We start from the raw sequence: 19,793 nt of genomic DNA, 5'->3' as shown, positions 1-19,793 counted from the left end.
GTGGTCGCGCGACCGGCACCGAGCGCGACCAAAACGTGACCCGCGCACGCTGCGGGACCGTTCCGTCTTGGTCTGACAAACTGCACCGGCGCACGTAGACTCCTGCGGGCACCATCGCCGCTGCCGCGGCACCATCCGGTGCTCCCGGTCGTTGACGCGACAGCCGACCCGATCAACGGGTCGTGGCGCGCCTGCGCGCTGACCGGACGAAGACACGAAGGACTGAGCTGACATGAACAACAACGGGGCCCTCTCGTTGCTGATTTTCGCCCTGCCCCTGCTGCTGCTGGGCTGGCTGTTCTTTTCCCAGAACAAGCGGATGAAGCAGATGCGCAACTTCAGCTCGTCGCTCGAGGTCGGAGACGCGGTCGTCACCTCGTCGGGCATCTACGGCACGATCAAGCACCTCGACGACAGCAGCGCGTGGCTCGAGATCGCCGAGGGCACGACCGTCCGGTTCGACCGGCGAGCCCTGGCGATGAAGCAGGGCGACGTGGCTGCCGCCGACGCGGCAGCCGCTGGTTCGCCCGCCCACGACGCCCCCGTCGACGACGCGCCGGGTGCGAACCCGGGTTCCCACCAGAACGGTCAGTGAGGGTTTCGTGGCACGCAGCTCCACCAAGAAGTCGGCGAGACGGAGCCTCCTGGCGCTCGTCGTCGTCATCCTCGCCCTCGGCGGTCTCGCCGCCGGCCTGACGAAGTGGGCAGACGGGTCGATGAACCCTCGCCTCGGGCTCGACCTCGAGGGCGGCACGGAACTCGTGCTCCAGCCCCAGCTCAACGGCACCGAGACCATCAGCGAGGGCCAGGTCAACCGCGCGGTCGACATCATCCGCCAGCGCATCGACGCCAACGGCGTCTCCGAGGCCGAGATCACGACGCAGGGCGGCCGCAGCATCGTCGTGGCGATCCCCGGCCAGCCGACGGCCGAGCAGCTCGACGCGCTGAAGAAGCCCTCTCAGCTGCGCTTCCGCGCCGTCTACGTGCAGGCGCTCGACCCCAATGCCAGCCAGGCCAACCCGAGCGGCACGCCGACCGGGACGTCCACCGGCACGGCGACTCCTTCCGGCACCGCGACCGGCACGGGCACGCCGAAGGCCACGAGCACGCCGAAGACCACGAGCACTGCGACGCCCTCGACGTCCGCGACCGCCCAGAACGGCGTCGTCCCGGACGCGTTGCGCGCCGCCACGACCCCGGTGACCCCGACGCCGTCGGCCACGCCCTCGGGCACGGCGACGACACCGGCGTCTGCCGCCACCGGGGCCCCCGCGCCGACGGCCGCGCAGACCGAGGCCGCGATCAAGACGCAGGTGAGCACCGGCCTCGTCGGGCTCGGCTGGGACAAGGCCAAGGCCGACGCAGCTGCGACGAAGGTCGCCAAGGAGTACACCGCGCTCGACTGCTCGGCTCCCGGGGCGGTCGACAAGATCCAGGACGACCCGACCCAGCCCATCGCCACGTGCGGCGAGGACCGTGTCACCAAGTACGTCCTCGGCCCGAGCGAGATCGACGGTAGCGAGATCGCCGACGCCACGAGCGGCTACCAGCCCGGCCCGAACGGCCAGCCGACCTCCATCGTCGAGGTCGCACTGTCCTTCAAGGACGCCGGCAAGGCCAAGTTCGCGGCCGTGACCAAGCGCCTCTACGGCCTGCAGTCCCAGCCGCCGCTCGACCAGTTCGCAGTCGTGCTCGACAAGGCCGTCATCACGGCGCCGCAGGCCCGCGCCGTCATCACGGACGGTCGGGCCTCGATCACCGGCTCGTTCACCATCGACTCGGCCAAGCAGCTCGCCGAGCAGCTGAAGTTCGGTGCCCTCCCGATCTCCTTCGCCCTGCAGACGCAGGACAACATCACGCCCCAGCTCGGTGAGGAGCAGCTGCGCATCGGCCTGCTGGCCGGCTTCATCGGCCTGCTGCTCGTCGTCATCTACTCGCTGCTCCAGTACCGCGCGCTCGGCCTCGTCACGGTCGCCTCGCTCGTCGTGGCCTCCGTCATCACCTACCTCGCGGTGACGGTCCTCGGTACGACGCACGGCTTCCGCCTGACGATGGCCGGGGTGACAGGTCTCATCGTGGCCATCGGTGTCACGGCCGACAGCTTCATCGTCTACTTCGAGCGCATCCGCGACGAGGTGCGTGACGGTCGCCCGCTCGTGGCTGCCGTCGAGACCGGGTGGAAGCGTGCCCGCCGCACGATCATCGCGGCCGACGGCGTCAACTTCATCGCGGCCGGGGTGCTCTACTTCCTCGCCTCGAGCAACGTCCGAGGCTTCGCGTTCACGCTCGGACTGACGACGCTCATCGACCTGCTCGTCGTCATCCTCTTCACGCACCCCACGGTGCAGCTGCTGGCCCGCACGAAGTTCTTCGGCGGCGGCCACAAGTGGTCGGGTCTCGACCCGGAGCGCCTCGGCGCCAAGGAGGCGGTCCGCTACCGCGGCCGCGGCCAGTTCGGGGCACCCGGCGTCCAGCGCCCGCCCGCCACCGTGGGCTCGGCCCGCGTCGCCGATGGGAAGGCCCAGGCATGATCAACTTCGCCCAGGTCGGCAACGACCTCTACACCGGCAAGCGCTCGATCGAGTTCATCAAGCGCCAGAAGACGTGGTACGCCATCTCGGCGGTGCTCATCGTCCTCGCTCTCGTCGGCATCTTCGTCAAGGGCCTGAACTTCGGCATCGAGTTCAGCGGTGGCTCGGAGTTCCGCGTCCAGGGCGTGTCCAACAGCCAGGGCTACGAGGAGAAGGCCCAGAGCGCCATCGCCAGCGCCGGCATCGAGGGCAACGTCGTCACGACGATCGTCGGCCAGGACACCGTCCGCGTGCAGTCCGAGGCTGCGGCCGACCGTACCGACGAGGCCAGCACCGCACTCGCCCAGCAGTTCGGCGTCGACAAGGGCGCGGTCAGCGCGTCCCTCATCGGTCCGAGCTGGGGGCAGTCGGTCAGCCAGCAGGCGATCCGGGGACTCATCGTCTTCCTCGTCATCGTGACGGGGGTCATGGCGCTCTACTTCCGCACGTGGAAGATGGCCGTGTCCGGTCTCGTGGCCCTGCTGCACGACCTCGTCATCACCGTCGGCATCTACGCGCTCTTCGGTTTCGAGATCACACCGTCGTCGATGATCGGGTTCCTCACGATCCTCGGGTACTCGCTCTACGACACCGTCGTCGTCTTCGACAAGGTGCGCGAGAACACCGCGGACGCGTTCCGGACCAAGCGCATGACGTATTCCGCGGCGGCCAACCTCGCGGTCAACCAGACGCTCGTCCGCTCGATCAACACGACCGTCGTCGCGCTGCTGCCGATCGCGGCCGTCCTCTTCGTCGGCTTCACGCTGCTCGGCCCGGGCACGCTGCTCGACCTGTCGCTCGCCCTCTTCATCGGCATCGCGGTCGGCGCCTACTCGTCGATCTTCATCGCGACGCCGCTGCTCGTCGACCTGCGTCGCAACGAGCCCGCCGTGCGTGAGCTCGACAAGTACGTCGCGCGCCATGGTGCCCAGCGGGGGGCCGCCGCAGCATCCGGTGTGGCCGAGCCGGCCTACGTGGGCGCGGACGCCACCGGTGCTGCCGCAGACGGCGGCGCCGACTCCGCGGTCGACGGCGCACCGCGCCCCGTGCACAAGTACGCCCAGGCCGGACCGCGCAACCAGCCCAAGCGCGCGCCGAAGTCGCGGCGCTGACGGCGGGGCCGCCTCCGCGGCCCCGCTTCCGCCCGCGGTGCGCACCGCACGTTCGACCACCTCAGGAGACGGCGTGAGCCAGATCAGTGATCTCGTCGCGAGCAAGCTGCGTGACATCCCGGACTTCCCCAAGCCCGGGGTCCTCTTCAAGGACTTCACCCCGCTCATCGCCGACGGCGCCGCCCTCGGCGAGCTCGTCCGCGACATCGCGCAGCGGTATGCCGGCCGGGTCGACGTCGTCGTCGGCATCGAGGCCCGCGGCTTCATCCTCGGCGCGGCCGTGGCCTACGAGCTCGGCCTCGGCATGGTGCCCGTGCGCAAGGCCGGCAAGCTGCCGGGGGAGACCCTCAAGGAGTCCTACGCGCTCGAGTACGGCACGGCCGAGATCGAGGTGCACACCGACGCCTTCGAGCCTGGCCAGCGCGTGCTCGTCCTCGACGACGTCCTCGCCACCGGAGGCACCGCCGAGGCGTGCGCCCAGCTCGTCGAGCGGGCCGGCGCCACGGTCACGGCGATCGAGGTCGTCCTCGAGCTGGCCTTCCTCGAGGGCCGGAAGCGTCTCGTGGACCGGCCGGTCAACGCCATCCTCACCGTCTGATCCCGGAGGGACCGCCTAGACTCTCTTCATGAGCGAGGACGTCCGCAACGAGCTGTCCACCCCGTCGCGGGTGCGCGCCCGTTTCGCCCGGTTCGGGGCCGCCCGGCCGGCGGGCAACCCCGTGCTCGAGCCGCTCATGACGGCGGTGCGCCAGAACCACCCGAAGGCCGACCTCTCGGTCATCGAGCGCGCGTATGCCGTGGCCGAGAGCGCCCACGAGGGGCAGATGCGCAAGAGCGGCGATGCCTACATCACGCACCCCCTCGCCGTGACGACGATCCTCGCCGAGCTCGGTATGACGCCCCCCACCCTGGCGGCGGCGCTGCTGCACGACACCGTCGAGGACACGGCATACGGCCTCGACGAGCTGCGCCACGACTTCGGTGACGAGATCGCGATGCTCGTCGACGGCGTCACCAAGCTCGACAAGGTCACCTACGGCGAGGCGGCCCAGGCCGAGACCGTGCGCAAGATGGTCATCGCGATGGCGCGCGACATCCGCGTCCTCGTCATCAAGCTCGCGGACCGGTTGCACAACGCGCGCACGTGGCGCTACGTCAGCCCCGAGTCGGCCAAGCGCAAGGCCAACGAGACGCTCGAGATCTATGCTCCGCTCGCGCACCGCCTCGGCATGAACACCATCAAGTGGGAGCTCGAGGACCTCTCGTTCGCGACGCTCTACCCGAAGGTCTACGACGAGATCGTGCGCCTCGTCGCCGAGCGCGCCCCAGCCCGGGAGGAGTATCTCGCCGGGGTGCGCACCCAGGTCACCGAAGACCTCACGGCCGCCAAGATCAAGGCCGTCGTCACGGGGCGGCCCAAGCACTACTACTCCGTGTACCAGAAGATGATCGTGCGGGGCCGCGACTTCGAGGAGATCTACGACCTCGTCGCCGTCCGGGTCCTCGTCGACACGGTCCGCGACTGCTACGCGGCGCTGGGCGCCCTTCACTCGCGGTGGAACCCGGTCCCGGGCCGGTTCAAGGACTACATCGCGATGCCGAAGTTCAACATGTACCAGTCGCTGCACACGACGGTCATCGGACCCCAGGGCAAGCCGGTCGAGATCCAGATCCGCACGCACACGATGCACCGTCGCGCCGAGTACGGCGTCGCCGCGCACTGGAAGTACAAGGACCAGAGCAACGGCGGCGGCCCCGCGCGTCCCGGCGAGATCACGCCGCAGAACGACATGGCCTGGCTGCGCCAGCTGCTCGACTGGCAGCGAGAGACCGAGGACCCGGGCGAGTTCCTCGACTCGCTGCGCTTCGAGATGGGCAGCAGCGAGGTCTACGTCTTCACCCCGAAGGGCTCGGTCGTCGCGCTCCCGATGGGCGGCACGCCCGTCGACTTCGCGTATGCCGTGCACACCGAGGTCGGGCACCACTGCATCGGTGCGCGGGTCAACGGGCGCCTCGTGCCCCTCGAGTCGACGCTCGAGAACGGCGACGTCGTCGAGGTGCTCACCTCCAAGGCCGACGGCGCCGGCCCGTCGCGCGACTGGCTCCAGTTCGTCAAGAGTCCGCGGGCTCGCAACAAGATCAAGCAGTGGTTCTCCAAGGAGCGCCGCGAGGAGGCCATCGAGGCCGGCAAGGACTCGATCGCCAAGGCTCTGCGCAAGCAGAACCTCCCGCTCCAGCGGCTCATGAGCCACGAGTCGATGACCGCCGTCGCGACCGACCTGCGCTACCAGGACATCGAGGCGCTGTACGCCGCCGTGGGCGAGGGGCACGTCTCCGCGCAGCACGTCGTCGGCAAGGTCGTGGCGTCCATGGGTGGCGTCGACGGTGCCACGGAGGACCTCGCCGAGGCCACGGTCCCGACGCGCTCCGCGAGCCGGCGCAAGCCGGGCGACCCAGGTGTCGTCGTCGTCGGGACGGCGGACGTGTGGGTCAAGCTCGCCAAGTGCTGCACCCCCGTGCCGGGCGACCCGATCATCGGCTTCGTGACGCGCGGCAACGGTGTCTCGGTGCACCGCGTCGACTGCACCAACGCCGACCAGCTGACGGCCAACCCGGAGCGCCTCATCGACGTCGAGTGGGCGCCGAGCTCCGCCAGCGTCTTCCTCGTGCAGCTGCAGGTCGAGGCGCTCGACCGCAACCGCCTCCTCAGCGACGTGACCCGTGTCCTGTCGGACCAGCACGTCAACATCCTGTCGGCGTCCGTTCAGACCTCACGCGACCGGGTGGCCATCTCCCGGTTCACCTTCGAGATGGGCGACCCGGCGCACCTCGACCACGTCATGCAGGCGGTCCGCAAGATCGACGGCGTCTTCGACGTCTATCGCGTCAACGGCGGCAAGTCGACGATGTAGCCGTCGGCGTCTGGACGCTGTGCCACGGTGCACGCGAAAGGGCCCATCCGACGAGATCGCTTGTCGGGTGGGCCCTTTCGGGTGAGGCTGGGGTCAGCCGCCGAACTCGGCGACGCCGGCGCGGGCCTGGTCGAGCCAAACCTGACGCGCATCGAGCGCCTCGCGGGCCTTCTTGATCCTGCTCGCGCTGCCGGACGCCTCGGCCTTGGCAAGGTCGTCCTGCAGGTCCGCGACGGCACGCTCCAGCTGGTCGACCATGGCCCGGGCACGGGCCGCGACCTCCGGGTTGCTCGACTTCCACCTGCGGTCCTCCGCGTCGCGCACCGTCTGCTCGACACGGCGCATGGCCTTCTCGACCCGCTCCATGTCGGACCGCGGGACCTTGCCCGCGGCATCCCACTTGTCCTGGATGACCCGCAGCTGGCCCTTGGCCTTCTCGAGGTCGGTCACGGGCAGGATCGCCTCGGCCTCCACGAGCAGGGCCTCCTTGACGGTGAGGTTGCCGCGGTACTGCTCCTCCTCAGCCGCCACGACCTCGTCCTTGGCCGTGAAGAAGGTGTCCTGCGCCGCCTTGAAGCGTGCCCACAACTTGTCGTCGTCGGACCTGCTGGCCCGACCGGCGCGGCGCCACTCGTCCATGAGGCGCTTGAACGCCCCGGCGGTGGCAGCCCAGTCGGTGCTTGTCGCAAGCTTCTCGGCCTCGGCCACGAGCCGCTCCTTGGCACCCTTGGCGTCGGCGTGCTGCGCGTCCAGCCCGGCGAAGTGGCTGCGTCGTGCCTTGTCGAAGCCGTTGCGGGCGCTGCTGAAGCGCTGCCACAGGTTCGACTCCGTCTCGCGGTCGAGGCGGGTGGCGGAGCGCTGGTGCGCCTTCCACTCGTCGAGCAGCTCACGCATGCGGGCGCCGCTCGTCTTCCACTGGATCCGGTTCTCCGGCTGGCCGGCGATCGCCTCGGCCTCGGCCACGATCTTCTCTCGCTCGGCCGTCGCGGCCGCCCGCGCCTCGGCGCGGTGCTGCTGCTCGACGTTGCGCTTGGCCGCGAGGCCGGACTGGATCTCGTCGAGCTTGGTGGCGAGGGCGTCGAGGTCGCCGACGACGGTCGCGTCCTTGACCTGAGCCGCGAGGGTCTTCAGGCCCTCACCGACGTCCTTCGACGGGACCTCGGGCTGAGACAGGCGCTGCTCGAGCAGCACCGCTGACGCGAAGAGCTCGTCGTACTTGCGCGCGAAATAGGTCAGTGCCTCCTGGTCGCTCGCGCCGGGGTAGGAGCCGACCTCCTGCTCCCCGCCGTCCTTGGTGCGGACGTAGACCGTGCCGTTCTCGTCGACCCGTCCGAACGCCGCCGAGACCGAGTGGTCGGTCGTGATCGGCGCCGGCGCGGCGGGCGTGACCGTCGGGTGCGGGACGGCCTTGGCGAGTGCCGCCGGCGTCGGGATCGACGACGGCTTGGGGATGCTTCCCGGGGAGGGCGCAGCGGGCGTCGTGGCTTCAGCGGCCTCTGCAGGCGCCGCGGTCTCGGTGGCGTCACCGGACTCGGTGCTGCTGACCGACGCCACGGCGTCTGCGGTCTCGACCGCGGCTGCCGCCGGCTCGTCTCCCGTCACCGCGGCGGGGTGGCCGGCCTCGGGCGTGGCGACGGGCGCCTCGGTCTCGGCCTCGGGGGTCGTGCCGGCCGGCTCGGCGCTCTCGGGCTGCGTCACCGCGACCGGCTCGGCGCTCTCGGGCTGCGTCACCGCGACCAGCTGGGTCTCGACGACCGGCTCGCCAGGCTCGACGGCGGCGGGAGCGGCCTCGGCGATCTCCGGCGTCTCGCCGGACTCGGTGGCCTGCGCCGAGGCGCCGACCGGCTCGCCAGGCTCGACGGCCGCGGGAGCGGCCTCGGCGGTCCCGGGCGTCTCGCCGGACTCGGTGTCCTGCGCCGAGGCGACGACCGCGGGAGCGGCCTCGTCATTCTCGGTCGTGTCGCCGGACTCGGTGGCCTCCACCGAGGCGACCGCCTCGGCCGTCTCAGTCGTCGCCGACGGCTCGGACGGGGTGGGGGCCTCGGCCGTGTCGGCGGGAGCGGCGTCGTCGACCGTCTCGACGGTGTCGGCGGTCTCGGCCGCCGGTTCGACCGCGGCCTCGCGGGGCTGCTCCTCCGTCGCGGTGGCGGTGGTGTCGTCCGGCTCGGGCTGCTTGATGTCGGTCATGCCTTCTTCTCCGTCACGCTGACGCTGAGGATGCTGATCGGGGAGACGGGGATTCCGTCCGTCGGGCTCGGGGGCAAGGCCTTGTTCGCGGCGATCTTGTCGACGATGTCGAGGCCCTTGGTCACCTTCCCGAAGATCGTGTAGCCACCGCCGTCGGTGGGCAACTGGGTTTCCTTGTAGGTGATGAAGAACTGGCCTCCGTTGCTGTTCGGGTCGGAGGTGCGCGCCATGGCGAGCACGCCGGTGGCGTACTTCCCGTCCTTGGGCGCGTTCTCGATGCCGAAGGTGTAGCCCGGGCCGCCCTGACCCGTGCCGGTGGGGTCACCGCACTGGAGGACGTAGATGCCCTCGGTCGTGACGCGGTGGCACGGGCTCGGGGCCCAGAAGCCGGTCTTGGCCAGGTTGATGAACGAGGCGACGGTCTGCGGCGCCTTCGTCCCGTCGAGCTCGAAGGTGAGGTCGCCACACGTGGTCTTGACCGTTGCGACGAAGGTCTTGCCGGCAGCCGTGGCCTTGGCCGGCACCTGCTTCTGCTGCTTCGGGGTGGTCTGGTTCGCCGGGGGCGCCGTGCACCCGGCCGCGAGCTTCTGGCCCGCAGCGAGCCCGCCCGAGCTCGTCGGGGTGCTCACGGAGGTCGTCGACCCGGCCGCGGGGGTGGCGGTGTCGGAGCTGCCGACGAGCTTGGGCACGACGATGACCGCGGCGATGACGAGGATGACCGCGAGGATCACACCGAAGACCTGCTTGTCGCGCGTCGAGTCGCTCACCGGCGGCTTGGCGGTCTTCTGCTGTTCCTCATGGCGGCGGCGCGCACGTGCGCGTTCCTGCTCTTTGGTCACGAACCTCTCCTCGTACGGGCCACATGGGCTGTCCCCGGGCGTTCGGTCATTTTATGGAACGACTGCGGTGCGCACGCAGCGGGACGGGTCACGAGTCCGTGACATCTCCCCTCCGACGCGCGGATTTGCGCCCGGAAGCCCCCCCGGACGGCATACCCAACGTGTCGCCGATTCCCCAGGGCGTATGCCGCCTGCCCGGGAAGGCGTCGTCGCTAGGCTCCCAGCGTGCTCACCATTGCCTTCCCCGCCCGGGCGTTCGACACCAACTGCTATGTGCTCGCCGCCGACCCGGGGGAGGAGTGCGTCATCGTCGATCCCGGGATCGGCGTGGAGGAGACGCTGCGCGAGGTGCTGACGGAGCACCGGCTTCGGCCGGCCGCGGTGCTGCTCACGCACGGGCACGTCGACCACGTCTACTCGGTGACCCCCGTCTGCGGTGCCGACACGGCTGCCTACATCCACGCGGACGACCGCTACCGCCTGCACGACCTGCTCGGACGCAGCAACCCCGGACTCCTCGCGATGTTCGAGCAGCAGTTCGGTGCCGCGGCGACGTGGACCGAGCCGACGAACGTCGTCGAGATCACCGACGGCACCCGGCTGACGCTCGCGGGCCTGGAGTTCGACGTGCTCCACGCGCCCGGGCACACCGAGGGCTCGGTCATGTTCGCCATCGACCGGGTGCCCGACGGCATCCGCGACCAGGTCGACGTCGACCGGACGATGGTGACCGGAGACGTGCTCTTCGCCGGCTCGGTGGGCCGCACCGACCTGCCGGGCGGCGACCCCGCCGCGATGCAGCGCAGCCTGCGCGACGTCGTCCTGCCGCTGCCCGACACGACGCTCGTGCTGCCCGGCCACTACCAGGCGACGACCATGGCCCACGAGCGCGCCACCAACCCCTACCTGAGAGACTTGCCCGCGTGAGCACGCGTCCCGCCTCGAAGTCCGCCGGCAAGGTCACCCCGATCAGCGGCTTCCCCGAGTACCTCCCGTCCGAGCGCATCGTCGAGCAGCGATTCCTCGACGTCATCCGGGAGACCTTCGAGCTGCACGGTTTCTCGTCCGTCGAGACCCGGTCCATCGAGCCCATCGAGCGCCTCAGTGCGCAGGGCGAGGACGCCGACAAGGAGATCTACGCCGTGTCGCGCCTCGCGGGCGGCACCGACGACGACGCCCGCTGGGGTCTGCACTTCGACATGACCGTGCCGTTCGCGCGCTACGTCCTGGAGAATGCCGGCAAGCTCGCCTTTCCCTTCCGGCGCTACCAGATCCAGAAGGCGTGGCGCGGGGAGCGCCCCCAGGAGGGGCGCTACCGCGAGTTCACCCAGGCCGACATCGACGTCGTCGACGTCGGTGAGCTCTCTCCGCACTTCGAGGCGGAGATGCCGCTCGTCATCGCCGACGTCTTCAGCCGGTTCCCGGTGGGCGACTTCGTCATCCAGGTCAACGACCGCAAGATCCCCAACGGCTTCTACCAGGGCATCGGCATCACCGACGTGATCGGGACCCTGCGCATCGTCGACAAGCTCGACAAGATCGGTCCGGAGAAGGTCAAGGCGCTCCTCGTCGAGTCGGGCACGACCGACGAGCAGGCCGACCAGTGCCTCGCGCTCGCGGCGATCCGCTCGGACGACCTCGCCTTCGTCGACCAGGTCCGCGCCCTCGGCGTCGAGCACCCGCTCCTCGACGCGGGGCTCGACTCGCTCGCCGACGTCATCCGCACCGGTATGGCCCACGCACCCGGCAAGGTCGTCGCCGACCTGCGCATCGCGCGCGGCCTCGACTACTACACCGGCACGGTCTACGAGACCCAGTTCGTCGGGCACGAGTCCTGGGGATCGTTCTGCTCCGGTGGCCGCTACGACGCCCTCGCCAGCGACGGCAGGAACACCTATCCCGGCGTCGGCATCTCCATCGGCGTGACCCGCATCCTCGGCCTTCTCATCGGCCGCGGGCTCGTCACCGCATCACGCTCGACGCCCGCCGCCGTGCTCGTCGCGCTGACCGACGACGAGTCGCGCGAGGGCGCCGTCGCGGTGGCCACGGCCCTGCGCCGCCGTGGGATCGCCTGCGAGGTCGCACCGTCGGCAGCCCGCTTCGGCAAGCAGATCCGCTACGCCGAGCGTCGCGGCATCCCCTACGTGTGGTTCCCGGGGGCGGGCGAGGCGGGCGACGAGGTCAAGGACATCCGCAGCGGCGAACAGGTCCCTGCCACGGCCGACGCGTGGACCCCGCCGGACGACGACCGCGTCCCCCAGGTCACCCGCGCCGACTGACCGACCGCTCCTGCGCTGCCGCCGGGGTGATCAGGTACCGGGCGGCGGGCGCAGACCCTGGTCGCGCAGCTCGAGCAGGGCCAGCTCCCGGATGACGGCCCGGTCCTGGCGCCGCCAGGCACCGGCCGGGTCGTCGCTCACGCGGGCCAGCGCGCGCATCGGCTGTGTCGCCATCGCCCGGAGCGCGAAGAGGTCGAGGTCCTCGCCGGCGTCGATGAATCTCTGCGACTGGGTCGCGCTGCGCACGAACCGAACTCGGACGTAGAGCCAGACCGCGAGGACGAGCAGGACCGGCACGAGCGCCGTGGCGATCCCGACCCCCAGCGCGAGCGTGTCGACCGTGTGGGCCATCGACGTCCCGGCCTGCTGCAGCGTCGTGCCGGAGCCGGCGGCCTGGGTCAGCCACGTCTTCAGCTGGTCACCCACGAGCGGCAGCTGCCCCGCCTGGTCACCTGCTCCGGTGAGGGCCCCGTTGACCGAGTGCCCGGCCGACGTGATCGAGTCCGCAGGGGCACGCAGCTGCTCGACCGTGTCATGGACCTGGCGACCGGCATACACCCAGAGGCCGATCCACAGGAGCATGAGCACGTCGGACAGCAGCTGTCGGGTGCGTCGGGTGGGGGCGTCTGAGTAGAGCTTCACGGGCCCATGGTGGCGAAGTTGACGGGAAAGAACACGCGGAGGCCTGCGACGGGCACGGTCCGGCGACCGCGGAGCGCGCGAGGGAGCCGCGCCGGGGCGTGCCCGAGCCGCGTGGCAGGGCGCGAGTCCGACCGAGGGCAGTTGTGCGAGGTCGTGACCGGGCCGTGACGCCCACGGATACAGTGGCTTCGCGGCCCCTGCGGGCCCTTCTCGCCACGGCAACGGCGCCGCGGCCGAGTCAGTCCGGAAGGAAGTGCACCACCATGAAGGTCGGCATCCCCCGCGAGGTCAAGAACCATGAGTACCGCGTGGCCATCACGCCCTCGGGAGTCCACGAGCTCACCGAGAACGGTCACGACGTCATCGTCGAGAAGGACGCCGGGGTCGGCTCGCAGATCAGCGACGACGACTACGTCGCGGCCGGCGCGCGCATCCTCGGTTCGGCCGACGACGTGTGGGGCGAGGCCGACATGGTGCTCAAGGTCAAGGAGCCCGTGGCCGAGGAGTACCACCGGATGCGCGAGGGCCTGACCCTCTTCACCTACCTGCACCTCGCTGCCGACAAGCCGCTCACCGAGGAGCTCGTCAAGCGCAAGGTCACCGGCATCGCCTACGAGACCGTGCAGCTGCCGTCCGGCGCACTGCCGCTGCTCTACCCGATGTCCGAGGTGGCTGGCTGCCTCGCCCCGCAGGTGGGCGCCCACGCGCTGATGCGCGCCCAGGGCGGCCGCGGCGTGCTCATGGGCGGCGTCGGTGGCGTGGCCAACGCCAAGGTCGTCATCCTCGGTGCCGGCGTGTCGGGCCAGAACGCCGCCAACATCGCACTCGGCATGGGTGCCGACGTCACGCTGCTCGACACCGACCTCGACAAGCTGCGGATGTCCTTCTGGCGCTACGAGAACCAGGTCCACGGGCTCGCGTCCAACCGCCTCACGGTGCAGCAGCAGGTCCAGGAGGCCGACATGGTCATCGGCGCCGTGCTCATCCCCGGTGCGGCCGCTCCCAAGCTCGTCTCCAACGAGCTCGTGTCCCAGATGAAGCCGGGCTCCGTGCTCGTCGACATCGCCATCGACCAGGGCGGGTGCTTCGAGGACAGCCATGCGACGACGCATGCCGACCCCACCTACACGGTGCACAACTCGGTCTTCTACTGCGTCGCGAACATGCCAGGCGCCGTGCCCAACACGTCCACGTACGCCCTGACGAACTCGACGCTGCCGTATGCCGTCAAGCTCGCCAACCAGGGGTGGCGCGACGCGTTGCGCGCGGACCACGCGCTCGGCCTCGGTCTCAACACGCACGACGGGCACGTCACGTACGCCGGCGTCGCCGAGGCCCACGGCATGACGTCAGTCGGTCTCGACGAGGCCCTGTCCTGACCGAGCAGGTCGTCACCGAGCCACCTGCGGCACGGCCCTCGCGCCTCGAGCGCGACGTCCGCGGGTGGCTCGACCACGTCCGCGTCGAGAAGGGCGCGTCGGACAACACCCTCACGTCCTACGCCCGCGACCTGCGCTCCTACGCAGCCTTCCTGGCGGCCAAGGGGATCGACGACGCGAGCCGGGTCACGGAGGCTGACGTCACCGACTTCCTCGCGTCCCTGCGCGAGCGCGGCCTCGCGGCCTCGTCCGCGGCCCGCACCCTCGTCGCCGTGCGCGGCTTCCACCGTTTCCTCGCACTCGAGGGTGAGGTGGCCGGTGACCCGGCAGCCAACGTCGCGCCGCCCAAGCCACCCGCCCGGCTGCCCAAGGCGATCCCCATCGAGGCCGTGGAGCGGCTGCTCGCAGCGGCATCGGTCGGCGACACGCCCGAGTCGCTGCGCGACCGAGCACTCCTCGAGGTCCTCTACGGCGTCGGCGCGCGCATCAGTGAGGCCGTCGACCTCGACGTCGACGACATCGAGACCGTCGGACACGCAGACGGCTCCGGGGCCGCCCCGAACGGCGGGGGAGTGGCGTCCGTCCGGCTGCACGGCAAGGGGGGCAAGGAGCGCGTCGTCCCGGTCGGTCGCTACGCGGTCGAGGCCGTGACGGCATACCTCGTCCGCGGCCGTCCGGCCCTCGCCACGCACGGCAAGGGGGGCCCGGCCCTCTTCCTCAACCAGCGCGGGGCGCGCCTCTCACGGCAGTCCGCCTGGGCCATCATCCGGCGCGCCGCCGAGCGGGCCGACCTCAGCGAACACGTGTCTCCCCACACCCTGCGCCACTCCTTCGCCACCCACCTGCTCGACGGCGGTGCGGACGTCCGCGTCGTCCAGGAGCTGCTCGGGCACGCCTCCGTCACGACGACCCAGATCTACACGATGGTGTCGGTGCACCGACTCCGCGAGGTCTATGCGGGCGCCCACCCCCGCGCCCGCTGATAAGGTCACACGTGATCAGCGCGAGGCTGACCGCAGCATCCCAGGGCAAGGCCGAGCGGAGTGGAACACCCGGTGAACGAGGAGTCACACGACACCATGCAGTCCGTGCCGTCCGAGGACCTCGACCAGCCCCGACAGAGCCCGGTCAGTGCCGCCCCGCGGGTCGCGCACCTGCCCGGCACGGAGTCCGCCGGCTCCGGGGCCATGGGCCCGACCGGCCGTCCGCTGCCGGACTTCCCGAACCCCGTGCCGCTCTCGAGCCACGGACCCGCGCGCATCATCGCCATGTGCAACCAGAAGGGCGGCGTCGGCAAGACGACGACGACGATCAACCTCGGTGCCGCGCTGGCCGAGCTCGGCCGCAAGGTCCTCGTCATCGACTTCGACCCGCAGGGTGCGCTCTCCGTCGGTCTCGGCGTCAACGCGCAGGAGCTCGACACGACGATCTACAACCTCCTCGTCGAGCGCGGCCACGAGATCCACGACGTCATCCAGCACACGCGCACGCCCAACCTCGACCTCGTGCCGGCCAACATCGACCTGTCCGCGGCCGAGGTCCAGCTCGTCGGCGAGGTCGCCCGCGAGCAGATCCTCGCTCGCGTCCTGCGCCCCGTCGTCGACGAGTACGACCTCGTCCTCATCGACTGCCAGCCCTCGCTGGGCCTGCTCACGGTCAACGCGCTGACGGCCGCGCACGGCGTCATCATCCCGCTCGAGTGCGAGTTCTTCGCGATGCGTGGTGTCGCGCTGCTCATCGACACCATCGACAAGATCACCGACCGGCTCAACCCGCGCCTGCAGGTCGACGGCATCCTCGCCACGATGTACGACAGCCGCACCCTGCACAGCCGTGAGGTCGTGCGCTCGGTCGTCGACCACTTCGGCGAGCAGGTCTTCCACACCGTGATCAGTCGCACCGTGAAGTTCCCCGACGCGACCCTGGCCGCCGAGCCGATCACGTCCTACTCGTCCGAGCACTCCGGTGCCAACGCCTACCGCCAGCTCGCCCGTGAGCTCATCGCGCGCGGCGGCGCGGCCTGATCCGCAGTGATCTGATGACCGAGCAGGACACCGTCGACCGCCCCGCGGTCGACACCGACGACGCTGCCGTGCCCCCGGACGCGATCGTCGAGGTCGCATCCGCGCAGGAGCTGACACCCGGCGGTGTCATCACGCGACGGTCGTCCGCTCCCTTCGAGGTGCACCTCGACGTCTTCTCCGGGCCCTTCGACCTGCTGCTCGGCCTCATCAGCAAGCACAAGCTCGACATCACCGAGGTCGCCCTCGCCAAGGTCACCGACGAGTTCGTGGCACACATCAAGACCGCCCAGGCAGCCAACAGCGACTGGGACCTCGGCCAGGCCTCGGAGTTCCTCCTCATCGCGGCGACCCTGCTCGACCTCAAGGCCTCGCGCCTGCTCCCGCAGTCGGGCCCGCAGGACGACGAGGACCTCGCGCTCATCGAGGCGCGTGACCTGCTCTTCGCCCGGCTCCTGCAGTACCGCGCCTACAAGGACATCGCAGCCACCTTCCGTGAGCGGATGGCCACGGCCGGGCGCATCACCCCGCGGCAGGCCGGCCTCGAGCCGGAGTTCGCGGCGCTGCTGCCCGAGCTCGTCATCGCCATCACGCCCGAGCAGTTCGCGCTGATCGCGGCACGGGCCATGACGCCGAAGGTGGCGCCGACCGTCGGGCTCGAGCACCTGCACGCTCCCCAGGTGAGCGTCCGGGAGCAGGCGGCGATCATCGTCGAGCGCCTGCGCCACCGCGGACAGGTCTCGTTCCGCAGTCTCGTGGCCGACGCCGACAGCACCCTCGTCATCGTGGCGCGCTTCCTCGCCCTGCTCGAGCTGTTCAAGGAGGCGGCGATCGCCTTCGAGCAGGCCGAGGCGCTCGGCGAGCTCGACATCCGCTGGACGGGCACCGACGTCGGCGACATCGCCATCGACGACGAGTTCGACGAGGACGACGAGGACGACGAGGACGAGGACGACGAGGACGAGGGCGACGACCCGGGCGCCGAAGGGGACTCGAGCGACGCGCCGACGCCGGACACCGAGGAGACGGGTGGCGACGCCACCTCACGAAGAGGAGCAGACGATGAGTGACCAGTCGGCGCAGGGGCCCGACGCGACCGTCGAGCCCGAGGTGCTCGATGACCGCGAGGGTGCCGACGAGCAGATCGCCTTCGACATCAACGACTTCCCGGGCGGCGCCCGCTCGGCGCTCGAGGCCGTGCTCATGGTCGTCGACGAGCCGGTGACCGAGGTCGCCCTCGCGTCGGCGCTCGAGCTGCCCGTCGACGACGTGCGGGGCCACCTGCACGCCCTCGAGGAGGAGTATGCCGCCGCGCAGCGCGGGTTCACCCTGCGCAGCGTCGCGGGCGGATGGCGTGTCTACAGCCGGTCCGACTTCGCCCCCGTGGTCGAGAAGTTCGTCCTCGACGGTCAGCAGGCCAAGCTGACCCAGGCCTCGCTCGAGACGCTCGCCGTCATCGCCTACCGCCAGCCGGTGTCCCGCGCCCGAGTCAGTGCCGTCCGCGGGGTCAACGTCGACGGGGTCGTCCGCACGCTGACCTCGCGCGGCCTCATCGAGGAGGTCGAGGACGTGGGCGAGAGCGGTGCCATGCTCTTCCGCACGACCCCCTACTTCCTCCAGCGGATGGGACTGTCGTCGCTCGACGACCTCCCGGCGTTGGCGCCCTACCTCCCGGACGCCGACGTCATCGACGAGCTCATCGAGGAAGGACACGCATGAGCGAGTACTCCAGGTCCCCCCGCCAGCCGCGCAAGAAGGGGTCCGGGCCCACCGGCGGCCCCGGAAGCGTCGGCGGCGCCCGTCGCGGCGGCCGACCCGTGGCGGGTGGCAAGAGCGCCGGCGGCAAGAGCGGCAGCAAGGGCTCCGGGCCGCGCTTCGCTGGCTCGACGAAGGCCAGCCAGCCCACCCGGCTGCCCGACCGCAAGCCCGCACCCGAGATCGACGTCCACGACCCCGACGGCGTGCGCCTGCAGAAGCTCATGGCTGCCGGCGGCGTCGGCTCACGGCGTGTCTGCGAGAACCTCATCGAGCAAGGTCGCGTCGAGGTCGACGGCCAGATCGTCACCGAGTTCGGCGTGCGCATCAACCCGCAGACGCAGGTCGTCCACGTCGACGGCGTGCGCGTCAACCTCGACGAGGACCGCGTCTACCTCGCTTTCAACAAGCCCAAGGGCGTCGTGACGACGATGCACGACGAGCTCGGCCGCATCTCGCTCGAGGACTACGTCGGCAACCGCGAGCAGCGCCTCTTCCACGTCGGGCGGCTCGATGCCGACACCGAGGGCCTGCTCCTGCTCACCAACGACGGCGACCTCGCCCACCGGCTGCAGCACCCGGCCTACGGCGTCCTCAAGACGTACGTCGCGACGATCCGCGGCCCGGTGCAGCGAGACGTCGGCAAGCGCCTGCGCGAGGGCGTCGAGCTCGAGGACGGTCCCGTCAGCGTCGACTCCTTCCGGATCGTCGACCACCAGCCGGGCAAGGCCATGGTCGAGGTGGTGCTCCACGAGGGCCGCAAGCACGTCGTGCGCCGGATGCTCGAGGCCGTCGGGCACCCGGTCCTCGAGCTCGTCCGCACCGAGGTCGGCCCGATCCGTCTCGCCGACCTCAAGTCCGGGCGCACCCGTCGGCTCAACAAGGCCGAGATCGGAGCTCTCTACAAGGCCGCCGGTCTGTGATCCGGACGCCCCGGACCCGGGACGACCGGCTCGCTACGCTGACAGGGTGAGCACGCACGTCCGCATCGTCGGCGCAGGGCTGATCGGGACCAGTCTCGGGATCGCGTTGTCCAACAATGGATTTCGAGTATCACTGGACGACCCTTCACCCACAGCCGTGAGGCTGGCGCGCGACCTGCGGGCGGGCCAGACGCCGGATGACGTGACGGGCGCTCCAGACGTCGTCGTCGTCGCGGCGCCGCCCGACGTCGCCGCTCGCGTCGTCGTCGACGCACTGGACCGGTGGCCCGACGCGGTGGTGACCGACGTCGCCTCCGTCAAGGAGTCAGTGCTGCGCGTCGTCCTCGACTCAGGCGCCGACGCGAGCCGATACGTCGGGTCGCATCCGATGGCCGGTCGGGAGCGCTCGGGCACCGCAGCCGCCCGGGGCGACCTCTTCGACGGCCGGGCGTGGGTCGTCGTGCCGCACGAGGCCTCGACCGACGCAGCCGTTCGACGCGTCAAGGAGCTCGCCCTCGCCGTCGGCTCCGCCGTCCGCGTCATGCCGGCGCACGAGCACGACGAGGCCGTGGCGGCGGTCTCGCACGTGCCCCAGCTCGCCGCGAGCATCGTGGCCGCGTGTCTGCGCGAGCTGCCCGAGTCCGCGGTCGGCCTCGCCGGGCAGGGGCTGCGCGACGTGACCCGGATCGCGGCGAGCGACCCGCGGCTCTGGACCCAGATCCTGGCCGGCAACGCGCCCGCCGTCCGTGACGTCCTGCGCCACGTCCGCGACCAGGTCGACGACGTCGTCATGGCCCTCGACGCCCTCGTCGACGCGGACGGCTCCGGCTCGCTCGGCACGTTGAGCCGGGTCCTCGAGGCCGGCAACCTCGGCCACGCACGGATCCCCGGCAAGCACGGCGCGGCCCCAGCGGCGTACGAGGTCGTCTCGGTCGTCGTCCCGGACGCGCCCGGCTCACTGGCCCGGCTGCTCACGGACGTCGGCCACGCCGGCATCAACCTCGAGGACCTCCACCTCGAGCACGGGCTCGGGCAGGCCGTCGGTGTCGCCGAGATCTCGGTGGTACCCGCATCCGTCGAGCCGCTGCGAGCCGAGCTGGCCCGCCTCGGCTGGCGCGTGCACGACTGAGGCTCCGGTTCTCGGGCGGGCCCCGGGGCGTGTCGGTCGAGGCAC

The 19,793-nt window shown here is 70.8% G+C and carries 17 protein-coding genes; 14 read left to right on the top strand and 3 right to left on the bottom strand.

Annotation, left to right across the window (positions count from 1 at the left end; genetic code table 11):
- Positions 1-232 precede the first annotated feature (232 nt).
- The 5 genes from yajC to NR112_RS17665 all read left to right on the top strand — a co-directional run bounded on the left by yajC (position 233) and on the right by NR112_RS17665 (position 6,594).
- Positions 233-595: a preprotein translocase subunit YajC gene (gene yajC, locus NR112_RS17685; RefSeq protein WP_256795603.1), complete on the top strand. Its 363-nt coding sequence runs from the start codon at positions 233-235 to the stop codon at positions 593-595.
- Positions 596-602: 7 nt separating this feature from the next.
- Complete coding sequence (secD, locus tag NR112_RS17680) at positions 603-2,531, top strand: protein translocase subunit SecD (RefSeq protein ID WP_256795602.1); 1,929 nt, start codon at positions 603-605, stop codon at positions 2,529-2,531.
- Positions 2,528-3,682 (top strand): protein translocase subunit SecF, encoded by a 1,155-nt coding sequence (gene secF / locus NR112_RS17675; protein ID WP_256795601.1) that lies wholly within the window; start codon positions 2,528-2,530, stop codon positions 3,680-3,682. The genes secD and secF overlap by 4 nt, the downstream gene beginning before the upstream one ends.
- Before the next feature lie 73 nt (positions 3,683-3,755).
- Positions 3,756-4,280, top strand: coding sequence for an adenine phosphoribosyltransferase (locus NR112_RS17670; RefSeq protein WP_256795600.1), 525 nt, complete (start codon positions 3,756-3,758; stop codon positions 4,278-4,280).
- A gap of 28 nt (positions 4,281-4,308) precedes the next feature.
- The gene (locus NR112_RS17665; RefSeq protein WP_256795599.1) at positions 4,309-6,594 is read left to right on the top strand and encodes a bifunctional (p)ppGpp synthetase/guanosine-3',5'-bis(diphosphate) 3'-pyrophosphohydrolase; all 2,286 of its coding nucleotides are present in this window, start codon (positions 4,309-4,311) and stop codon (positions 6,592-6,594) included.
- Positions 6,595-6,687: 93 nt separating this feature from the next.
- Here the strand turns inward: NR112_RS17665 and NR112_RS17660 are convergent, their stop codons facing one another.
- Positions 6,688-8,781, bottom strand: a complete 2,094-nt coding sequence (locus tag NR112_RS17660) for a DUF349 domain-containing protein (protein ID WP_256795598.1) — start codon at positions 8,779-8,781, stop codon at positions 6,688-6,690.
- Entirely contained in the window at positions 8,778-9,620 is an 843-nt protein-coding gene (locus tag NR112_RS23020; RefSeq protein ID WP_256795597.1) for a peptidylprolyl isomerase, read from the bottom strand. Before NR112_RS23020 ends, NR112_RS17660 begins: the two co-directional genes overlap by 4 nt.
- A 225-nt stretch (positions 9,621-9,845) precedes the next feature.
- Here NR112_RS23020 and NR112_RS17650 point away from each other — a divergent pair, with 225 nt between their 5' ends.
- Both NR112_RS17650 and hisS read left to right on the top strand, forming a co-directional pair.
- Positions 9,846-10,547, top strand: a complete 702-nt coding sequence (locus NR112_RS17650) for an MBL fold metallo-hydrolase (RefSeq protein ID WP_256795596.1) — start codon at positions 9,846-9,848, stop codon at positions 10,545-10,547.
- Positions 10,544-11,899 carry a histidine--tRNA ligase gene (hisS, locus tag NR112_RS17645; RefSeq protein WP_256795595.1) on the top strand — a complete coding sequence of 452 codons (1,356 nt, stop codon included), beginning with the start codon at positions 10,544-10,546 and terminating at the stop codon, positions 11,897-11,899. Before NR112_RS17650 ends, hisS begins: the two co-directional genes overlap by 4 nt.
- Before the next feature lie 30 nt (positions 11,900-11,929).
- Here hisS and NR112_RS17640 read toward each other — a convergent pair whose 3' ends face one another.
- Positions 11,930-12,541 (bottom strand): hypothetical protein, encoded by a 612-nt coding sequence (locus NR112_RS17640; RefSeq protein WP_256795594.1) that lies wholly within the window; start codon positions 12,539-12,541, stop codon positions 11,930-11,932.
- Positions 12,542-12,804: 263 nt separating this feature from the next.
- Between NR112_RS17640 and ald the strand changes: the two genes are divergently transcribed.
- The 7 genes from ald (at position 12,805) to NR112_RS17605 (ending at position 19,748) form a co-directional block, all read left to right on the top strand.
- The gene (gene ald, locus NR112_RS17635) at positions 12,805-13,920 is read left to right on the top strand and encodes an alanine dehydrogenase (RefSeq protein WP_020144295.1); all 1,116 of its coding nucleotides are present in this window, start codon (positions 12,805-12,807) and stop codon (positions 13,918-13,920) included.
- Positions 13,917-14,903, top strand: coding sequence for a site-specific tyrosine recombinase XerD (gene xerD / locus NR112_RS17630; RefSeq protein ID WP_256795661.1), 987 nt, complete (start codon positions 13,917-13,919; stop codon positions 14,901-14,903). Before ald ends, xerD begins: the two co-directional genes overlap by 4 nt.
- Before the next feature lie 204 nt (positions 14,904-15,107).
- Positions 15,108-15,944, top strand: a complete 837-nt coding sequence (locus NR112_RS17625) for a ParA family protein (protein WP_156023224.1) — start codon at positions 15,108-15,110, stop codon at positions 15,942-15,944.
- Between the two features lie 14 nt (positions 15,945-15,958).
- Positions 15,959-17,011, top strand: coding sequence for a ScpA family protein (locus tag NR112_RS17620; protein ID WP_256795593.1), 1,053 nt, complete (start codon positions 15,959-15,961; stop codon positions 17,009-17,011).
- Complete coding sequence (gene scpB / locus NR112_RS17615; RefSeq protein ID WP_256795592.1) at positions 17,004-17,660, top strand: SMC-Scp complex subunit ScpB; 657 nt, start codon at positions 17,004-17,006, stop codon at positions 17,658-17,660. The genes NR112_RS17620 and scpB overlap by 8 nt, the downstream gene beginning before the upstream one ends.
- Positions 17,657-18,619 carry a pseudouridine synthase gene (locus NR112_RS17610; RefSeq protein ID WP_256795591.1) on the top strand — a complete coding sequence of 321 codons (963 nt, stop codon included), beginning with the start codon at positions 17,657-17,659 and terminating at the stop codon, positions 18,617-18,619. Before scpB ends, NR112_RS17610 begins: the two co-directional genes overlap by 4 nt.
- Positions 18,620-18,665: 46 nt before the next feature.
- Positions 18,666-19,748 carry a prephenate dehydrogenase gene (locus NR112_RS17605; RefSeq protein ID WP_256795590.1) on the top strand — a complete coding sequence of 361 codons (1,083 nt, stop codon included), beginning with the start codon at positions 18,666-18,668 and terminating at the stop codon, positions 19,746-19,748.
- Positions 19,749-19,793: the final 45 nt, after the last annotated feature.

The sequence above is a fragment of the Terrabacter sp. Ter38 genome, assembly GCF_024519435.1.
Taxonomy (GTDB): Bacteria; Actinomycetota; Actinomycetes; order Actinomycetales; family Dermatophilaceae; genus Terrabacter.
This window is presented reverse-complemented; position numbering and strand designations above follow the sequence as displayed.

Coding starts and splice junctions, on each gene's coding strand:
- yajC (WP_256795603.1), top strand. CDS start 233: ATGAACAACAACGGGGCCCTCTCGTTGCTGATTTTCGCCCTGCCCCTG.
- secF (WP_256795601.1), top strand. CDS start 2,528: ATGATCAACTTCGCCCAGGTCGGCAACGACCTCTACACCGGCAAGCGC.
- NR112_RS17665 (WP_256795599.1), top strand. CDS start 4,309: ATGAGCGAGGACGTCCGCAACGAGCTGTCCACCCCGTCGCGGGTGCGC.
- NR112_RS17660 (WP_256795598.1), bottom strand. CDS start 8,781: ATGACCGACATCAAGCAGCCCGAGCCGGACGACACCACCGCCACCGCG.
- ald (WP_020144295.1), top strand. CDS start 12,805: ATGAAGGTCGGCATCCCCCGCGAGGTCAAGAACCATGAGTACCGCGTG.
- NR112_RS17625 (WP_156023224.1), top strand. CDS start 15,108: ATGGGCCCGACCGGCCGTCCGCTGCCGGACTTCCCGAACCCCGTGCCG.
- NR112_RS17620 (WP_256795593.1), top strand. CDS start 15,959: ATGACCGAGCAGGACACCGTCGACCGCCCCGCGGTCGACACCGACGAC.
- scpB (WP_256795592.1), top strand. CDS start 17,004: ATGAGTGACCAGTCGGCGCAGGGGCCCGACGCGACCGTCGAGCCCGAG.
- NR112_RS17610 (WP_256795591.1), top strand. CDS start 17,657: ATGAGCGAGTACTCCAGGTCCCCCCGCCAGCCGCGCAAGAAGGGGTCC.